At 49.1% G+C, this 16,878-nt stretch carries 12 protein-coding genes; 10 read left to right on the forward strand and 2 right to left on the reverse strand.

Annotated elements, in window-relative coordinates; all coding sequences use genetic code 11:
* Positions 1-73: 73 nt before the first annotated feature.
* The 5 genes from EZV72_RS05180 to minE all read left to right on the forward strand — a co-directional run bounded on the left by EZV72_RS05180 (position 74) and on the right by minE (position 6,577).
* Positions 74-3,523, forward strand: a complete 3,450-nt coding sequence (locus EZV72_RS05180) for an ATP-binding protein (protein ID WP_217495178.1) — start codon at positions 74-76, stop codon at positions 3,521-3,523.
* Positions 3,524-3,625: 102 nt separating this feature from the next.
* The gene (locus tag EZV72_RS05185) at positions 3,626-4,618 is read left to right on the forward strand and encodes a YihY/virulence factor BrkB family protein (RefSeq protein ID WP_137166239.1); all 993 of its coding nucleotides are present in this window, start codon (positions 3,626-3,628) and stop codon (positions 4,616-4,618) included.
* 164 nt (positions 4,619-4,782) lie between these two features.
* On the forward strand, positions 4,783-5,484 hold the full coding sequence (gene minC / locus EZV72_RS05190; protein ID WP_137166240.1) for a septum site-determining protein MinC: 702 nt from the start codon (positions 4,783-4,785) through the stop codon (positions 5,482-5,484).
* Positions 5,485-5,513: 29 nt separating this feature from the next.
* Entirely contained in the window at positions 5,514-6,323 is an 810-nt protein-coding gene (minD, locus tag EZV72_RS05195; RefSeq protein ID WP_137166241.1) for a septum site-determining protein MinD, read from the forward strand.
* On the forward strand, positions 6,323-6,577 hold the full coding sequence (gene minE / locus EZV72_RS05200) for a cell division topological specificity factor MinE (protein ID WP_137166242.1): 255 nt from the start codon (positions 6,323-6,325) through the stop codon (positions 6,575-6,577). Before minD ends, minE begins: the two co-directional genes overlap by 1 nt.
* An 84-nt stretch (positions 6,578-6,661) precedes the next feature.
* On the opposite strand, the gene EZV72_RS05205 is transcribed toward minE, so the two are convergent.
* Both EZV72_RS05205 and EZV72_RS05210 read right to left on the reverse strand, forming a co-directional pair.
* Entirely contained in the window at positions 6,662-8,200 is a 1,539-nt protein-coding gene (locus EZV72_RS05205; RefSeq protein ID WP_137166243.1) for a S10 family peptidase, read from the reverse strand.
* Positions 8,201-8,316: 116 nt separating this feature from the next.
* Positions 8,317-9,618, reverse strand: a complete 1,302-nt coding sequence (locus EZV72_RS05210) for a M20/M25/M40 family metallo-hydrolase (protein ID WP_137166244.1) — start codon at positions 9,616-9,618, stop codon at positions 8,317-8,319.
* A 189-nt stretch (positions 9,619-9,807) separates the two neighbouring features.
* On the opposite strand from EZV72_RS05210, the gene EZV72_RS05215 reads away from it, so the two are divergent.
* From EZV72_RS05215 to EZV72_RS05235, 5 genes are all read left to right on the forward strand, one after another.
* A complete protein-coding gene (locus EZV72_RS05215; RefSeq protein WP_137166245.1) occupies positions 9,808-10,821 on the forward strand; it encodes a zinc-dependent alcohol dehydrogenase family protein in 1,014 nt (337 codons plus the stop codon).
* 123 nt (positions 10,822-10,944) lie between these two features.
* Positions 10,945-11,745 carry a class I SAM-dependent methyltransferase gene (locus tag EZV72_RS05220; RefSeq protein WP_137166246.1) on the forward strand — a complete coding sequence of 267 codons (801 nt, stop codon included), beginning with the start codon at positions 10,945-10,947 and terminating at the stop codon, positions 11,743-11,745.
* A gap of 142 nt (positions 11,746-11,887) precedes the next feature.
* Complete coding sequence (upp, locus tag EZV72_RS05225) at positions 11,888-12,517, forward strand: uracil phosphoribosyltransferase (protein WP_137166247.1); 630 nt, start codon at positions 11,888-11,890, stop codon at positions 12,515-12,517.
* 264 nt (positions 12,518-12,781) lie between these two features.
* A complete protein-coding gene (locus tag EZV72_RS05230) occupies positions 12,782-13,810 on the forward strand; it encodes a LacI family DNA-binding transcriptional regulator (protein WP_137166248.1) in 1,029 nt (342 codons plus the stop codon).
* Positions 13,811-14,204: 394 nt separating this feature from the next.
* Complete coding sequence (locus EZV72_RS05235; protein ID WP_137166249.1) at positions 14,205-16,718, forward strand: TonB-dependent receptor; 2,514 nt, start codon at positions 14,205-14,207, stop codon at positions 16,716-16,718.
* The last annotated feature ends 160 nt before the right edge of the window (positions 16,719-16,878 follow it).

The raw sequence follows: 16,878 nt of genomic DNA on the forward strand, positions 1-16,878 counted from the left end.
TCACTCATGATGAAAAAAAGGAATGTCACATATTAACCGGTTTTCAGGGTCTGCTTTGTTCCGACTCATAATAATGATGATTGCTCTGACAGGGCTGTTCGCTGCAGTTGTGTTGGTTAACGAGCGTATTCTTGCTGACAGAACCTATGAGTTCGTGGAAAAAGAACACGCGATTAATTTGGAAGAAGTGAGCAATAAGGTCCAGGAGCGTATCGGCATTTACCAGCAGGATATGCTGTTTTTGTACGCCACACCGCCCATATCGGGTCTTGCCAGAGCCTCGGCTAATAACGGGCTGGATGCACAGGATGAGACAACCTATCAACAATGGCAGTCGCGCTTATCCACTATATTTACCGCGTTTTTGCAAAATTCACCGGATGTACAGTCACTATCTATCGTGCTGGCCAGTGGGCAGGAACTGCTGCGGGCAGAACGTAGCCCCGGTCTTGTTCAGATGGCTAAATCCCGTCAGCTGAAAGACTTCACGCCATCACCGGAGTTTTCATCACTTGAAGCGCTCAGTGAAGGCGATAACTATATCAGCCAGATTGTTCCTGCCACCCGTCGCGGGCAAATTGTGTATCCGGTTGAGCCCAGGCTGAATTTGGCAAAGCCAATTTTTCATGATGATGGCAGGCTATACGGTTTTCTGTATGTATCCATCAATATCGGACCTTTGCTCAACTCCCTGCATCAGCTGGTCAACGATTATGACGAAGTCATTATTTCAGATAGCAATAACATCATTATTTATCACAGCCAGAGTGAATATTCGTATTCCGGCGTGACGCCGTTCGGGTTGGCCTTCGAAACGCTCTACCCAGACCGGCGGCCTGTTGAACGTGGTTTACAGCTTCTGACCTCAAAGGACAACCAGATAAATTATCTGTCATCCAGCCGCCTTATTCGCCAGGGCATGGAAGGCCGGCAATTAAGCCTGAATGTAACGCTGTTGAGCAATAAAGCTATGCTGGACAGTATGGCCACTGAAGAAAAAGCACTGTTTTATAGTGTACTGGGCATTGTTATTGTGCTGATGGGCTCGGTAATTTTGAATATGATGCGCACTACACAGCGCAAAGCGGCATTGGCTGAAACCCGCGCTGAGGCCCAGGCGCTGTTTGATGTATCTACCGATGGCATCGTGTTTGTTGATCCGGATGGCAATATTGCCAGTTGCAACCGGGAATTTATTGAACAGTGTGAATTGCCCGAGTTCAAGGTGAAAGGGCAGCCGTTTAATAAGGTGCTGGCACACCGGTTGGCTCCAGAGCAGGTTGAACAGTTAATTCAGTTTGAAAGCAATGAGCTTAACGATGATATTGTGGTGAACTGGACGAGCCGTAATGCCACCCGGAAGGTCTTCAGTTGTTCAACTCACCTGATAATGGCGACCCGGCGTGCCAGCCGCTATGCCTTGGTTTTTTCTGATATTACCGCGCAGCAGGAGGCCCGCCAGCAAATCATGCAGGTCAACAACCAGCTGGAAGAAAAGATTGCCGAAAGAACCATGCAACTGGAAGCTGCGCATCAGGACGCACTGCGTTCCAGCGATATTAAAAGTAAGTTTATCTCCAACATCAGCCATGAAATGCGTACGCCGTTAAACGGCATTATCGGCTCGTTAAGTATGCTTGGACGGCGTCTGCATGAACCAGAGTCCTTGCGCTTTCTGTCGATGGCCGAAACCAGCGCCACAAATTTGAATGTGCTGATTAACGACATTCTGGATATGTCTAAAATAGAAGCTGGCAAGCTGGAGATTGAAGACAAACCATTCAGCCCGCTGAAGCTTATCGAAAGTCTGGTCAGTTCGCAGGCCGTCAGGGCACAGGAAAAAGGATTGGGAATGTATCTGGATACCTCAGCTCTGTCTGTCGTATCGTTTACCAGTGATCCACACCGCTTAACGCAGGTCATTAATAACCTGCTCAGTAATGCGATTAAATTCACTAATGATGGTCATATTCTGGTGAGCATCCGCAGCATGCTGGACGAACCCGCTCAGATGCGCCTGGAAGTCACCGTGGCCGATACCGGAGTAGGTATCGCCGAGGATAACCAGGACAAACTGTTTGCTTCGTTCAGTCAGGCTGATAAATCCATTGCGGCCAAATATGGCGGCACCGGGCTTGGGCTGGCTATTTGTAAACAGCTGTGCCAACTGATGAACGGAGATATCAGCCTGTCATCAGACCATGGCAAGGGAACGGCCGTTACATTTTATGTGACCAGCGGACAATGGCAGTCTGACTCTCCAGAGTCAGTCAAACGCCTGCAGGGTAAAACAGTGGCCCGCTTTATCAGCGACCAGGCCGAACAACAGGTTGTCGATAATCTGCTGTCGCGCCTTGGCGCGACGCTGTACGGTGAAGAATCGCCGGCCGACATCGACTGGGACGCGGATAGTGCGCCACACATTATTTTAATTGATGCGCACTCCATGGATTTTCGTGAGTTGATTCTGCACTGGCCTTATGAAGCAGATTCAGTGCCACAAATAGTACTGTTCAGGCATCCTGGTAAACCGGTTCTGGCACACGAACTGTCTGATGTAATGTGTATTAATCAACCGGTATTGCGCTCTGAGCTGCTTAGCCGACTGTTCGATGAGCGCAAAGAGACTGGTGATGGGATCAATGCTACCCGGCGAATTACCGACCAGCCAGTCACCAGCGAAACAGACTTACAATTGCAGCTTGATGACAGGTACATTGTGCTGGTGGATGATAACGATATTAATCTGGAAGTGGCTGCCAGCTTTTTAGCGCCCTATGCACAGCAAATTGCCAGAGCGACCGATGGTATCAAAGCCATTGAGCTGCTGAGTACAATGGCCGATGAACGTAAGCCTGTGGCCGCTGTGCTAATGGACTGTAATATGCCCAATATGGATGGCTATGAAGCCACCCGGCGTATTCGTGATGGTAAAGCAGGGCAGAAGCTGGCGGATGTTCCGATTATTGCGATGACTGCCAACGCCATGCGTGGCGAACGGGAAAAATGCCTGCATGCAGGTATGAACGATTATATTACCAAGCCTATTGACGGTAACATTCTGGCCAGCAAGCTGGCGCACTGGACTGTTGCCGGCAGGTCTGTCAGCACTGATCAATTTGCCGGGCCGGGAGATATTGCCAGATTAACCGAAGACGCCGACACTTCATCGGTACAGTCACCGATTTTTGACTGCGAGGGCGCACTTAGGCGCCTGATGAATAACGATGCTTTATTGAAAAAACTGGCCACTATGTTTGTCGAGAACTCACCGGCTAAAATGAATAGCCTGCGACTGGCCTGCGATAAAAAGGATGCCGAGCAGGCACGGCTAGCCAGTCATGCATTAAAAGGGCAGTCAGGGGATATTGGCTTGCAGGTCCTGTACGACAAGCTGGTTAAGATGGAGCAGGGCGCCAGAGAGAAGCAGGTTGAGTCATTTGCCGGATTATTGGAGGCGGTGCTGCAAGCTCACCGGGATGCCATCGAAGCGTTAACCGCTTATACCACTCAGCGCTCATAAAAAACTATTAAAATAAGCAGTTAGGTAAACCTGAGTGCAGTAAGCGGAGTATGCATATAACCAGAAATGTACAGGCTGCATCAGCAGTGACAGATAAAAACAATGAGTGGAAAACGCAGCGACAATGCAGCCTCAGTGCTGCAACTCTCGCCATCAAGCTGGTGGCAGGTAACAAAACGAGTATTTAGCAAGTTGCAGGAGCATAATTTGCCCCTGATTGCGGCCGGGGTGGCGTTTTATTGTTTGCTGGCCATTTTTCCGTTATTGGGCGCCATTATCTCTATGTACGGGTTACTGGTTTCGCCACAGGAGCTGCAGGAGCATATGGCCCTGTTAATTAATGTGGTGCCGGCGGAAAGCCGGTATATTATTGAAGAGCAGCTAACTAATCTGACTGAAAAGTCCAGCTCTACTCTGGGCTGGGGTTTTTTGTTTTCAGTGCTGCTGTCGTTATGGAGCAGTAGTAAGGGCGCTAATGCACTAATCACTGCCTGCAACATTACTTATAGTGAAGCGCATGGAAGAAGCTTTTTTAAAGGCATGTTTGCCCGTATTACCTGCACCATCAGCATTATTCTGACGGTGATTATCGCGCTTATCTGCATCACGATTCTGCCCAAAGCAGTCAGCTGGGCCACTAACGATTTGATTTCTGCCAAACAGGCCAGCTGGATGAGTCTGCCGGTAATGCTGTTACTGTTTAATGTCAGCTTGTCCGCCCTATACCGGTATGCGCCTAACCGCAAGTCAGCGCAGTGGCGTTGGGTGACGCCCGGGTCGATGTTTGCCACCTTGTTATGGATTGCCGCATCCTACGGGTTTTCCATCTATTTAAGCGAATTTGCCAGTTACAATAAAACTTATGGTTCGGTAGGCGGTATCATTGTCCTGCTGATGTGGCTGTACCTCAGTGCCTATATCATTTTGATTGGTGCAGAGGTAAATTCGGCGATTGAGCTGCAAACATCAGCCGACAGTACCGTGGGCGGCGACAAACCCATGGGCAAGCGCGGCGCTTTTGTGGCTGACAATACACCTGAAGATCTGCGTCAGGAAGATGAAAAAAAACAGTCGCCCTATCAACAGGAACACTAAAATCGCCTGATACACACATGGGCGCTTGTTTATTGAGCAGTTGTAGGGTCTAATTGGATCAGGCTATTGCCCAAAGGCAGGAATTTGATAGAGTTGCGTTAATATAGGCTATCAATTAATCATGTTTGGCGGTGTAGGCTGCCAGCTGCTTTCAGGAATGACGAATGGCAGAGCAATGCTTTCGGATGAAAGGTACAACGCTGACAAGTATTGTACTGGATGTACTTTATTTTGACCCTGACGAATTTGATCAGCAACTGGCGGCAAAAGTAGCCAGTGCACCGCAATTTTTTACCCGCTCCTCGCTCATTATTCAGTTAAGTGTGCCGCTAACCGACACCGAATTTGAATTGTTGGTTACCTTGTGCCGTCAGCATCAGCTGCAGCCCATGGCGGTCAGAGGCGAAGTCGGAACATTAAAAAGCACGATCAATGACTTGGGTTTATCTGATATCAGTCAGAGTAAAGCCACAGAAACCGCGTTAAACGACACAGCCGATGCCAGGCAGGCACCCAGCGCTCCGCCGGCAGCGGTTCAGGCAACCAAATTTATTGACCGGCCGGTACGCTCAGGACAGCAGGTGTATGCCCAAGGTGCAGATCTGGTCATTATTGCCCCGGTGAGTGAAGGGGCTGAAGTACTGGCTGACGGTAATATTCATATTTATGGCACCATGCGTGGCAGGGCGCTTGCAGGGGTGCAGGGGAATACCCAGGCGCGTATATTTTGTCAGCAAATGGAAGCAGAATTGCTGTCCATTGCCGGGCGCTTTGTTATGCAGGAAACAATACAATCACAGTGTTGGAAAAAACCAGCACAGGCTTATTTGGAGGAAGACGCGTTACTGGTCACAGCCCTTGGCTAACTGGTAATGTTTTCGTCGAGGAAAGGTAAATGGCAAAAATCATCGTTGTAACCTCAGGAAAGGGGGGCGTAGGTAAAACTACTTCCAGTGCAGCCATAGGCACCGGGCTGGCAATGCAGGGACACAAAACGGTAGTGGTAGACTTCGATGTGGGCTTGCGTAACCTGGATTTAATCATGGGTTGCGAGCGGCGCGTGGTATATGACTTTGTCAATGTAATTAATAAAGAAGCAACGCTGAATCAGGCGCTGATCAAAGATAAACGCACCGACGGTCTGTCTATTCTGCCGGCATCGCAAACCCGTGATAAAGACGCGCTGACGATGGAAGGTGTGCAGCAGGTGCTTAATGACCTGAGTAAAGATTTTGAATATATCATTTGTGACTCGCCTGCCGGTATTGAGCAGGGCGCACAGATGGCATTGTATTTTGCTGATGAAGCTATAGTGGTAACCAACCCGGAAGTGTCTTCAGTTCGCGACTCAGATCGTATTTTAGGCATTCTGCAAAGCAAGTCTATGCGCGCTGAGCAGGGCAAAAGTGTAAAAGAACACTTGCTGATCACCCGCTATAACCCGCAGCGTGTGGCAACTGCCGAAATGCTGAGTGTGGCTGATGTGGAAGAAATTCTGGCAGTGCCTTTGCTTGGTGTTATACCTGAATCAGAAGCGGTACTGAAAGCCTCTAACCAGGGTGCGCCTGTTATTCTGGATCAGGAGTCAAATGCAGGGCAGGCATACACAGATGCTGTGCGTCGACTACTGGGTGAAAAGGTTGACCATCGCTTTTTAGAAGCGGAGAAGAAAGGCTTCTTCAAGAGACTGCTCGGAGGGAAATAATGGGCATATTTGATTACCTGCTGAAAAAGGGCAAGCCCACTTCTTCAGCATCCGTAGCAAAAGAGCGCCTGCAAATTATTGTGGCGCATGAGCGCCGTAAACGATCAGAGCCGGATTACCTGCCAATGATGCAAAAGGAAATTCTGGAAGTGATCAGAAAATATGTACAGATTGCTGATGATCAGGTCTCTGTGCAGGTGGAAGACAGTGATGATTGTTCAGTACTTGAGTTGAATATCACGCTGCCTGAATAATCGCCGTCTTATAATAAAAACGCCCTGCCAGTATCTGCCAGGGCGTTTTTTTATTGGTACTTGTTATGGGGTGACAAGCACTATTTAGCGGGCATATTTTGCCGGTGTATGTTCATCCGGCAGACTGGCCTGAATAAACTCGCGGATATCCTGATTAGCGGTTTTCAGGTCGGCCTTGCGCAGATACATCATGTGTCCACTGCGATAGCCTTTAAAGCTCAGGCGCTGCTTCATTTTACCGCTGGGATCTAATTGCCATAGTGTATATTTCGCGTCAAAGTAGTTGGTGGCACCATCATAATAGCCAGACTGTACCATCACATTCAGATACGGGTTTTCAGCCATGGCCTGACGAAGGTTTTCACCAGTTTCATCATCTGAACGGTCCCATGGGTACACATTGCCAAACATATTATATTTCAGGTCAGTTTTTATGTTCAGCTGATTGACCAGATAATCATTCATGGCCGGAGTAAAGGCGTGCAACCAGGACGACAGTTCGGCGTTGTAATCCGGCTTGTCACCGGTGTCCTGTTTATCCAGACCCAGATAGCGGCTATCCAGCCGGCCAATGGTTTTACCTTCTTCTCGTAACAGTTCTTTCCAGAAAAAGCGCGGGCTGACGTCCAGATTGGTACGCAAAATAGCTTTTTCAGATAACCCCGAATACGCCGCCATCTGACGGGCAATCGCCTGTTTTTTCTGGCTGGCTAAAAATCCGCCCTGACTAAGCGCCGGCAGCAGTTGCTCCATCGTAAAGGTTTCCACCTGAGGCAGAAAATCTTCCAGTGCCATGTTCTGATATTCAGGTTTGAGTTTTTTGTGGTGCCAGGCGGTTGCGGCAAAGTAGGGCAGGCGATTGGCCGCCTCAACAATGCCTTCACGCTTAATGCCCAGCTCAGTAGGCGACACCAGGATTACACCGTTTAAATACATCCACTGCTGGCTTTGCAGGGCACGGGCCAGGCCAGACACCCGGGTAGTACCATAACTTTCACCAATCAGGTATTTGGGTGAGCGCCAGCGTTCCTGACGGGTGACAAAGGTATTTATCCATTCGGCCAGATATTCCACATCGGCATTCACACCAAAAAACAGTTTTTGCTGTTCTTCTTTGGACGGCATTTTGCCTTCTGCATCGGGCAATACGCGGCTAAAACCTGTGTTAACCGGGTTTACATACACAACATCGGCCACATCCAGTACCGACTCAGGGTTACTTTTAACGCCATAAGGCTGCAGCGGATAGCCTTCTTCATCAACATTCAGTACCACCGGACCTGTGTAGGCAATGTGCATCCATACTGAGGCAGAGCCAGGGCCACCGTTAAAGCTGATAAGCAAAGGCCGCTTTTCCGGTGCTTTCACATCATCTTTTTTATAATAGGTGTATTGTAAGGTCGCAATGGGGTCGCCCTGGTCATTCCAGACCGGCTGCATACCAGCAATAGCAGTGTAGTTTAAACGGTGTCCCCGAATAGTGGTTTTGTGTTGGGTGATGGTGTGCGTATCCACCTGGGCCTGTCGGGTGTAAGAAGGAGCCGTGTCAGCGGCAAAAACCGGCAGTGCAGATAGAGTTGATGCGCCGAGCAGCCCGGCACACAGATATCCTTTCCAGTTCATAAAACCTCGTTCATGTCGTTTTGTTATGGTTATTTTGCGCAAGGCACCGGCCCCACGGTAAACGACATGTTAACAGGTGGCGGCAGCAATGTGCTGCCGCTGACCGGAAAAAACGGTTAATTTGCAGTCTTAAGGCGGTACATCAACAGGGCCGCACGCTGCGCCTGACTGGTCAGCGAGGGGATATCGCCCGTTTCTTTCACAGTATGGCCGCCCGTGCCTTTCATGCCCAGTCCATCCAGCGCCATATCTACATTTGTGGCGGTAAAGGAAATATCGGCAGCACCGGCATTACGGGGGTCTACCGCAGCAACCTTGCCCTGACCTAATGCTTCACTGATAGCAGAGTACATACTCAGTAGCTGCGCATTACCCTGGGTGGGGGCCATCGGTGGATAACCATCATCAAAAATTATTTTTGCGCTGGTTTGCGGCAGATTGTCGGCCACGATTTCACGCATAGTGGCTTTGGTCTGATTTAACTGCTCCACCGATATCGTACGGATATCGCCGGTGACCCGGGTGGTTTCTGCCACCACGTTGTCTTTACCAAATGCTGTACCCCGGCTGGCTTTTTCGTCCATGCTAACCTCAGTACCGCCGACGATTTTGCCCGGGTTAAACGTCAGCAGTTTTTCACCGCGAAGGTTGGTATAGAAGGCGTGCAGAATACGGGCTGATTCATAAATCGCCCCTGCGCCAATATCTGGCTGGAACACCTGTGAAGAATGAGCCGGTACGCCGGTTACGGTTAGCTCCCAGCCCATGGCCCCGCGGCGGGCAGTGTTGGCGGTAGCTGGGTCGCCGTCACCATCTTCAAAACCCAACGCCACATCGGCCCATTCGGCTGCTTCTGTCAGCGCGGCTTTAGACAAGTTCAGGGGGCGGCCACTGGACTCCTCATCGCCGGTCATGACGACCCGGATATTCATATCATCAAGCTCACCGGCCGCCTTCAGACCTTTCAGTGCTTGCAAAATAATGACATTGCCGCCTTTCATATCTGAAATGCCAGGACCGGTAGCCAAACCGTTATCCAGCATTTTAAAGGACTGAAAAGGACTGTCTTTGGCAAACACAGTATCCAGATGACCAATTAACAGGATATTGGGCCCTTTACCGCCTTCATTGGTGGCCACCAGATGACCGGCACGGCCAAATTTTTCTCCAGAGATAAATCTGGCATCAAAGCCCAGCGCAGTAAACTCAGGGATCATCATATGAGCATTTTTTCTGATGCCGTCAAAATTCATGGTACCGCTATTTTCATTGACCAGGCTTTTGAGCAGAGCCACCGCATCGCCCTGGGTGCTGGCAATATGATCGACCGCCTGCTGTTCTTTTTCAGTCAGGCTGGCCAGAGCAGGAAAAGCGGTCAGGGCAGACATCAGCGCTGCACAAATAAACCGTTTAGACATGGTATACCTCGTTAATTGGCATGATTAACTCACTACCATACAAACTTTGCAGGGGAACTGGCAAAGTTTCACTGCTCAGTTGTCTGGCATAAGCGACCAGTGTCTGAAAAAGGGTAAACGTAATTGGTCTTGTGACTGTAGTAACAGCAACAACCAATAAATTCACCAGCAAAGCTGACGAGGCGCAATATGAAACAAGTTGAAATAGCTTCTCCGGAACAAGGTCTGAATGGCATTAAGGTTACCGATGTAGCTCCTCCGCCTGAACCCCAGGCGGGCGAAATCATGGTACAGGTGATGGCTTCCTCGCTTAACTATCATGATTATGGGGTCGCCAGCGGTGTTATGAAGTCCAGCCCCGGACGTATTCTGATGTCTGACGGTGCCGGTGTAGTCAAAGCCGTGGGGGAGGGGGTGACTGCATTTGCACCGGGAGATAATGTGGTGTCTGTGTTTTTTCCTGACTGGCAGACCGGCGGGCCCACGGTCGGGGATTTTTCCCGCACGCCGGGCGACGGCATTGATGGTTATGCCAGAGAGTATGTCACGCTACCGGCCAGTTACTTCACCCGTGCCCCCCAAGGCTGGAGCCATATTGAATCTGCCACTATTACCACGGCCGGCATGACTGCCTGGCGGGCACTGGTGGTGGAAGGCCAGCTTAAAGCCGGTGACACCGTGCTGCTGTTGGGTACCGGTGGCGTATCGGTTTATGCTCTGCAGATCGCCAAAGCCATGGGAGCTACTGTTGCCATCACTTCCTCTAGTGACGAAAAGCTGGAAAAAGCCCGCGCCATGGGCGCCGATTTCACGGTGAACTATAAAACCGATGAACAGTGGGGAAAAACGGTCGCACAATGGAGCGGTGGTGGCGTTGATCATATTGTTGAGGTTGGCGGCCCGGCCACACTGGGACAATCGATTAAAGCAGCCCGGGTTGGCGGCAGTATTGTGCTGATTGGTGTACTGACTGGTATTGGTGGTGAAATTCCCACCGCCATGTTGATGCGCAAGCAAATCAAGCTCACCGGCGTCATCGTGGGGAGTCACAAAGAACAGCAGGACTTTGTACGGGCACTGGAAAACATGGCATTCAGCCCTGTTATTGATAAGTCATTTGCGCTGGACGAATTAGCAGATGCGTTCAGATACGAAGAATCTGGCCAGCATTTTGGTAAAATCGCGGTCGATTACAGTAAGTAAGAAAACCCGCAAATAAGGTTAATTTTTAAACTGTACATGCTAAGGTTTCGTACATAGAGACGGTGCGAAACCTGTATTCTCCCACCATAATTTGTACAATTACTTTAATATCAAGGACCTCAGGTGACCGTTGAAATCGTTACCGATACGTCTCAGGAAAAAGCGATCCTGGAAACATGTATCAAATCTAAAGCAAAACAGGGTGAATCCCTTCAGATCCTTGAAGCAGGCTGTGGCAACAAGTGGCAACTTTCTTTAACCGGCATTGACTATACGCTGTCTGGCATTGATATCGATGCTGATGCCGTGGCTCTTCGGCAGCAAAAATACAATGATCTGGATGACGTGCTGATAGGTGACCTGCGCACCGCTGAACTGCCCAACGACCAGTATGACGTTATTTACACCGCCTATGTGCTTGAACATGTGGATAACGTAAACAAAGTACTGGAAAATTTTTATCGCTGGCTTAAACCTGGCGGTGTGATTATTATCAAAGTTCCTGATCGGGATTCTGTTTACGGGTTTGTAGCCCGCAACACACCACACTGGACTCACGTACTGTATTACCGCTGGATAAAGGGTAACAAAAATGCCGGCAAACCCGGTTATTTGCCATATCCCACGGTGTATGACAAAGCGCTGGCCCGTTCCAATATCTCTGCATATTGCGCCCGTCAGGGACTTAAAGTACGGGCGACGTACGGCAAAAATAACTATCTGCGAAAGAAATCACTGCGCGATCATGCCATCAGGGTGTTTGTTCAGCTAATGAATCTGTTTTCATTTGGCAAGCTGGCCTGGCATTACAACGATTTGATTTACATCATAGAAAAGCCAGCATTGCGTACCGCTGCCAACAGTTCAGGTGATAATCCAAAGCACTGGCAGTCTACCGGGTCGATAGAAAAGACCTCGGCATAGCTTTATTTAGCTAAACCGGCCAATAATTCAGGCGGAATATTCGATCTCTGGCGATAAATCAGGATAATAGGGCTGTTTGCCTGTCACTTACCTAAGAAACGGGCGCTTAAAAACTATTCAACGACAGATTGCGGAGAATGCCATGGCGGTACATGAAATAAAACACCCTCTTATTCAGCACAAAATCGGCCTGATGCGTGAGGCTGGCTTAAGCAGTAAGAACTTTCGTGAACTGGCCAGTGAAGTGGGTAACCTGCTGACTTACGAAGCGACCCGCGACCTGGTGACCGAGCCGGCAACCATTGAATGCTGGTCTGGCGATTCGATTGAAGTTGAGCAAATTAAAGGTAAAAAGATTACCGTTGTGCCCATTCTGCGGGCGGGTCTGGGTATGTTAGACGGCGTGATGGAATTAATCCCGAATGCCAAAATCAGTGTAGTTGGACTGTACCGTGACGAGGAAACTCTGGAGCCGGTGGCGTACTTTGACAAAGTGGTTAATCATATTGATGAGCGTACCGCATTGATTGTAGACCCTATGCTGGCAACAGGCGGCACGCTAATCGCGACCATCGATCTGCTGAAACAAAAAGGCTGTACCAAAATTATGGGACTGTTTCTGGTGGCGGCCCCTGAAGGGATCAAGGCGGTGACGGATCTGCACCCGGATGTAGATATTTTTACAGCGTCGGTAGACGATAAACTGAATAAAGATGGCTACATCCTGCCGGGGCTGGGCGATGCCGGTGACCGTATTTTCGGTACCCGATAACTCACTATAAAGGGTTCTGAAAAACAGGCCGCATGTAAGGTGCGGCCTGTTTTCGTTTATCGACTTAACATTCAAATTATCATACTTTCGATTTAAATTTTTAAGAAGACCGCGAAAAGACTGTTAAATACCTTCCCTTTCAACTACATTTACGGTTGTTAAACGATTAAGATAAATATGTGTTAAAAATTTACATAGCTTGCTACCGTGCCGCTGTGCAAATCCAGCAATCGAATCAGGATGTCGTGATAAGTCAAAGCACTCATGAATAAAAAAAATAAGCTCACTTTAAAAGATGTTGCCCAGCAGCTGGATGTGTCTACTGCAACGATTTCAAATGCATTTAACCGTCCAGACCAGCTATCGGCGGCGCGCCGACAGGACATTCTGGCGGCCTGTGAAAAGCTGGGGTATCACGGACCGAACCGGGCTGCGCAAATCTTGCGTAAAGGTGAGTCGGGCATTGTTGCTGTGGTACTGGCAGACAATATTGAGTATATGGTCAGCGATCCGGTGGCCAGTACTTTTGTTAAGGGAGTGTCCCGGGTACTGCACGAAAAGGGGAAACATTTGCTGCTTTACAGCGGTAACGCCGACTCTATTCGCGAGGTGGCTGATTTTGTCGATGGCTTTATTTGTTATGGTTCGCCGGAAAACAGCAAGCTGGCCAGTGAGTTAACAAAAACCGTAAAACCCGTGGTCACGGTTGATTTTAATCTGCCCGGTCAGCCGGCAATTAACATCGATAACGAACAGGCCGCCTATGATGTGGCCCGACAAGCGATTAAACCACAGGAGCGGGTAGCGATTCTGGGATTGAAACTCATTGCCTCGCCAGCCACCTGCCGTATTTACGATACACCGCTGATCGATGCTGACAGCTCTATCTCCCATCGCCGCCTGGATGGGTATAAGCGTGCCATGAGTGATGCGGGTGTGGAGATAGACAACACGCTGATCTGGCATATTCCGGAAAGTGAAGGAACCTACGCCAGACAGGCTGCGCAGGAGGTTTTATGCAGCGATAACCGGCCCGATACGGTGTTGTGTATGAGTGATATTATTGCTCTGGAGTTACTACAGTGCGCGCTGGCTAAAGGAATTAAGGTGCCACAGGAGCTTAAAATTACTGGCTTTGATGGCATTGATGAAGCACTGCGTACCCGACCTAATTTAACCACTATCTGCCAGTCAAGTATTGAAAAAGGCGCGTTGGCAGCTAACATGTTGCTGGACAAGCAGTCTGAGTCGATCACTATGCCGTTTGAATTACTGGTAGGGCAAACCATTTAATCCAACCTTATTTGTATCCGTAAGCCAGCCTTTCGACGCTGGCTTTTTTGTGCCTGATATGATGCTGTCGATTGCGCATCTGCATATCCTCTATTGCCCTTTCTAACCGGCTTAAACTAAATGGTTTAAGTGCTGTTCTTCTCTCATTAACGTAAAAAGATTGTTTTTGTAAATTATTTGTCGAACCTATCTTGCTGTAACCATTGTTCTTTAGTTTAAATTAACAAAAAAGTTAACATTTATGCTTCACATAATGTTTACAACGTAAACTTTCTGATATACATTCTTAAACGATTAAGTTCTTCGGCTGCTGAGACCGAAGTTAATGACAGGGCGAGCAGACACTCTCCCAACTTTACAGCTAAACACATAAAAAGCTCTTTACGGAGATCACATGAAAAAGCCTCATTCATTTAGTGCACTAGCTTTGGCGGTTGGAGCTGTTCTGGCCAGCCCGGTATTCGCTCAGGAAGCAGCCAACGAAGCTGAACAGTCAAAACAGGATAAAGAAAAATACGAGCAGATCGTGGTTACTGCAACGCCAGGTGGCGCAACCATGCAGGAAGCCAGTGTATCGGTAAGTTCGTTTGATGAAGACGACATCGTTAAGTTTGCGCCGCGTTCAACCGCTGAAGTGTTTCGCGCCATTCCGGGTATCCGCGCAGAGTCATCAGGTGGTGGCGGTAACGCAAACATCACCATTCGTGGTATCCCTCTGGCCACCGGCGGTTCTAAGTTCCTGCAGGTGCATGAAGACGGTCTGCCAGTACTTGAGTACGGTGATATTAACTTTGGTAACGCAGATAACTTCATGCGTTATGACTGGTCTGTAGCGAATGTAGAAGCGATTCGTGGTGGTTCAGCCTCTACCTTTGCCAGTAACTCGCCAGGCGGTGTTATCAACATGATCAGCAACACCGGTGAAATCGGCGGCGGTGCTATCGGTACATCTTTTGGTGTGGACTATGACGAGTTCCGTCTTGATTTCCGTTATGGCGGTGAAATCAGTGACGATCTGTATTACCACATTGCTGGTTTCGCCCGCGGCGGTGAAGGCACTCGTGATACTGGTTATAATGGGGATCAAGGTGGCCAGGTTAAATTCAACATTACAAAAATGCTGGACAATGGTCACATCCGCTTATTCTATAAAAACCTGGATGACAAGGTATCGACTTACCTGCCATCACCAGTACTGGTGGAAGGCGACGGTGAATATGGTCCGGTTCCTGGCTATGATGCCAGCTCACAGGCACTGAATTCAGCTTACAACACCAATATCTCTACGTTTGACAGCTACGGTAACCCCGAAAATCGTGATGTACGTGATGGTATCGAGTCAAAAGTGAGCTCGTTTGGTGTTGAAGTAGACCTGGAAGTAGCAGATTCTCTGTTTCTGTTAAATAAATTCCGTATCTCTGATATCTCCGGTGGCTTTATTGCCCCGTTTACTGATGGTTTCCCTGCCGGTCCGGGCGATGTGTCTAACTTTGCCACTGCGCTATGTGACGGTGCCACTGACGGCGACGGCAATGCTCTGAACTGTTCCAGCACCTCTGTAGTTCTGGCCAATGGCCCGGGCGCAGGCGATGTGTACGCTGGTCAGGCATTTACCAACCTGCAGTTTGATACCCGTATCAATGATCTGGGTAATATGATAAATGACTTCAGCCTGCGTAAAGAATTCGATAACGGCGTAGATGTAACGGTAGGTTACTACTACTCCAATCAGGATATTGCTACCAGCTGGTCTAGCTGGCAGACATTCATCCAGACCCTGGATGGTGACAACTCGCAACTGCTGACCATTACCGATGGGGATGGCACTGAGCTGGTTTCTGATGGTTTGCTGTCGCCTAGCTTCCTGTCATGGGAATGGGACCTGAACTATGTGACCAAAGCGCCTTATGCCAACATTGGTTTTGAACTGAGCGACAACATTCTGGTTGACGCGTCAGTGCGCTACGACACTGTAGAAGCTTCAGGCGAGCTAATCAGCTCATGCTGTGGCGGTAATGTGGATTTTGACCTGAATGGTGATGGTGTAATCGGACAAATTGAAGATGCGTCGGCGACCAATAGCGGCTTTATCAGCGGTGGTGTTATCAACCTGAACCGTGCTGGTGCTGCGTCACAAATCGTAGACTACACAGCGCATAACACGTCTTACTCTTTGGGTGGTTCATACCTGTTGTCAGAAAGTCAGACGTTCTTTGCCCGTTACTCAAAAGGTGGCCGTGCTATTGCTGACCGTTTACTGCAAATCGGCGGTACACTGAATGCAGATGGAAGTCTGACCAGCACCACATCAGGTTTTGATACAACCAAGCAGTTTGAAGTGGGTTACAAGTACGGTACCCGTGACCTGATGTTAAACGCCACACTGTTTGACACCGTGACCGAAGATACCCAGGCAGAAGTGACCAGCGGTCTGACATTCATGCGTGAATACGAAGCAACCGGTCTGGAGCTGGAAGGTCGCTGGAATGCCACTGAAAACTTCGTGCTGAACGGTAACGTGACCTGGACAGATGCGGAAATCAGCAAAGATGTAAATAACCCGGCGCTGGAAGGCAATACACCACGTCGTCAGGCTGACTTTATCTGGACCATTACGCCTGAGTATGTAACAGATAACTGGTCTGCCGGTGCATCATTCCAGGGTTCAAGCGAATACTACGTGCAGGACAACAATGACCTGAAACAAGACGCTTACACACTGGTCAATCTGTTCGCGACTTACTGGGTGAACGATCAGTTCTCGGTCTCTTTGAACATGAACAACGCCTTTGATGAGTTTGTTATTACAGAATCTGAAGAGGGTAGTGCAGCGGTAGGTGATTACATCCGTGCCCGTCCACTGAACGGCCGTACCACGGTATTGTCTTTGAAGTACATGTTTGACTAATAACCTGTTCTCCCGTTATTAGATGTCATGCCCGCCTCGTGCGGGCATTTTTTATTCCCTCATCAGCAGCACGCCGTCATCTGTCACTTCCCGACATTCCCGTGAAAACCGTCGTTCCCGTGTACACGGGCCATATTCCGTCGTCCCGCGAAAGCCGGGA

The sequence above is a fragment of the Salinimonas lutimaris genome (assembly GCF_005222225.1).
Taxonomy (GTDB): Bacteria; Pseudomonadota; Gammaproteobacteria; order Enterobacterales; family Alteromonadaceae; genus Alteromonas; species Alteromonas lutimaris.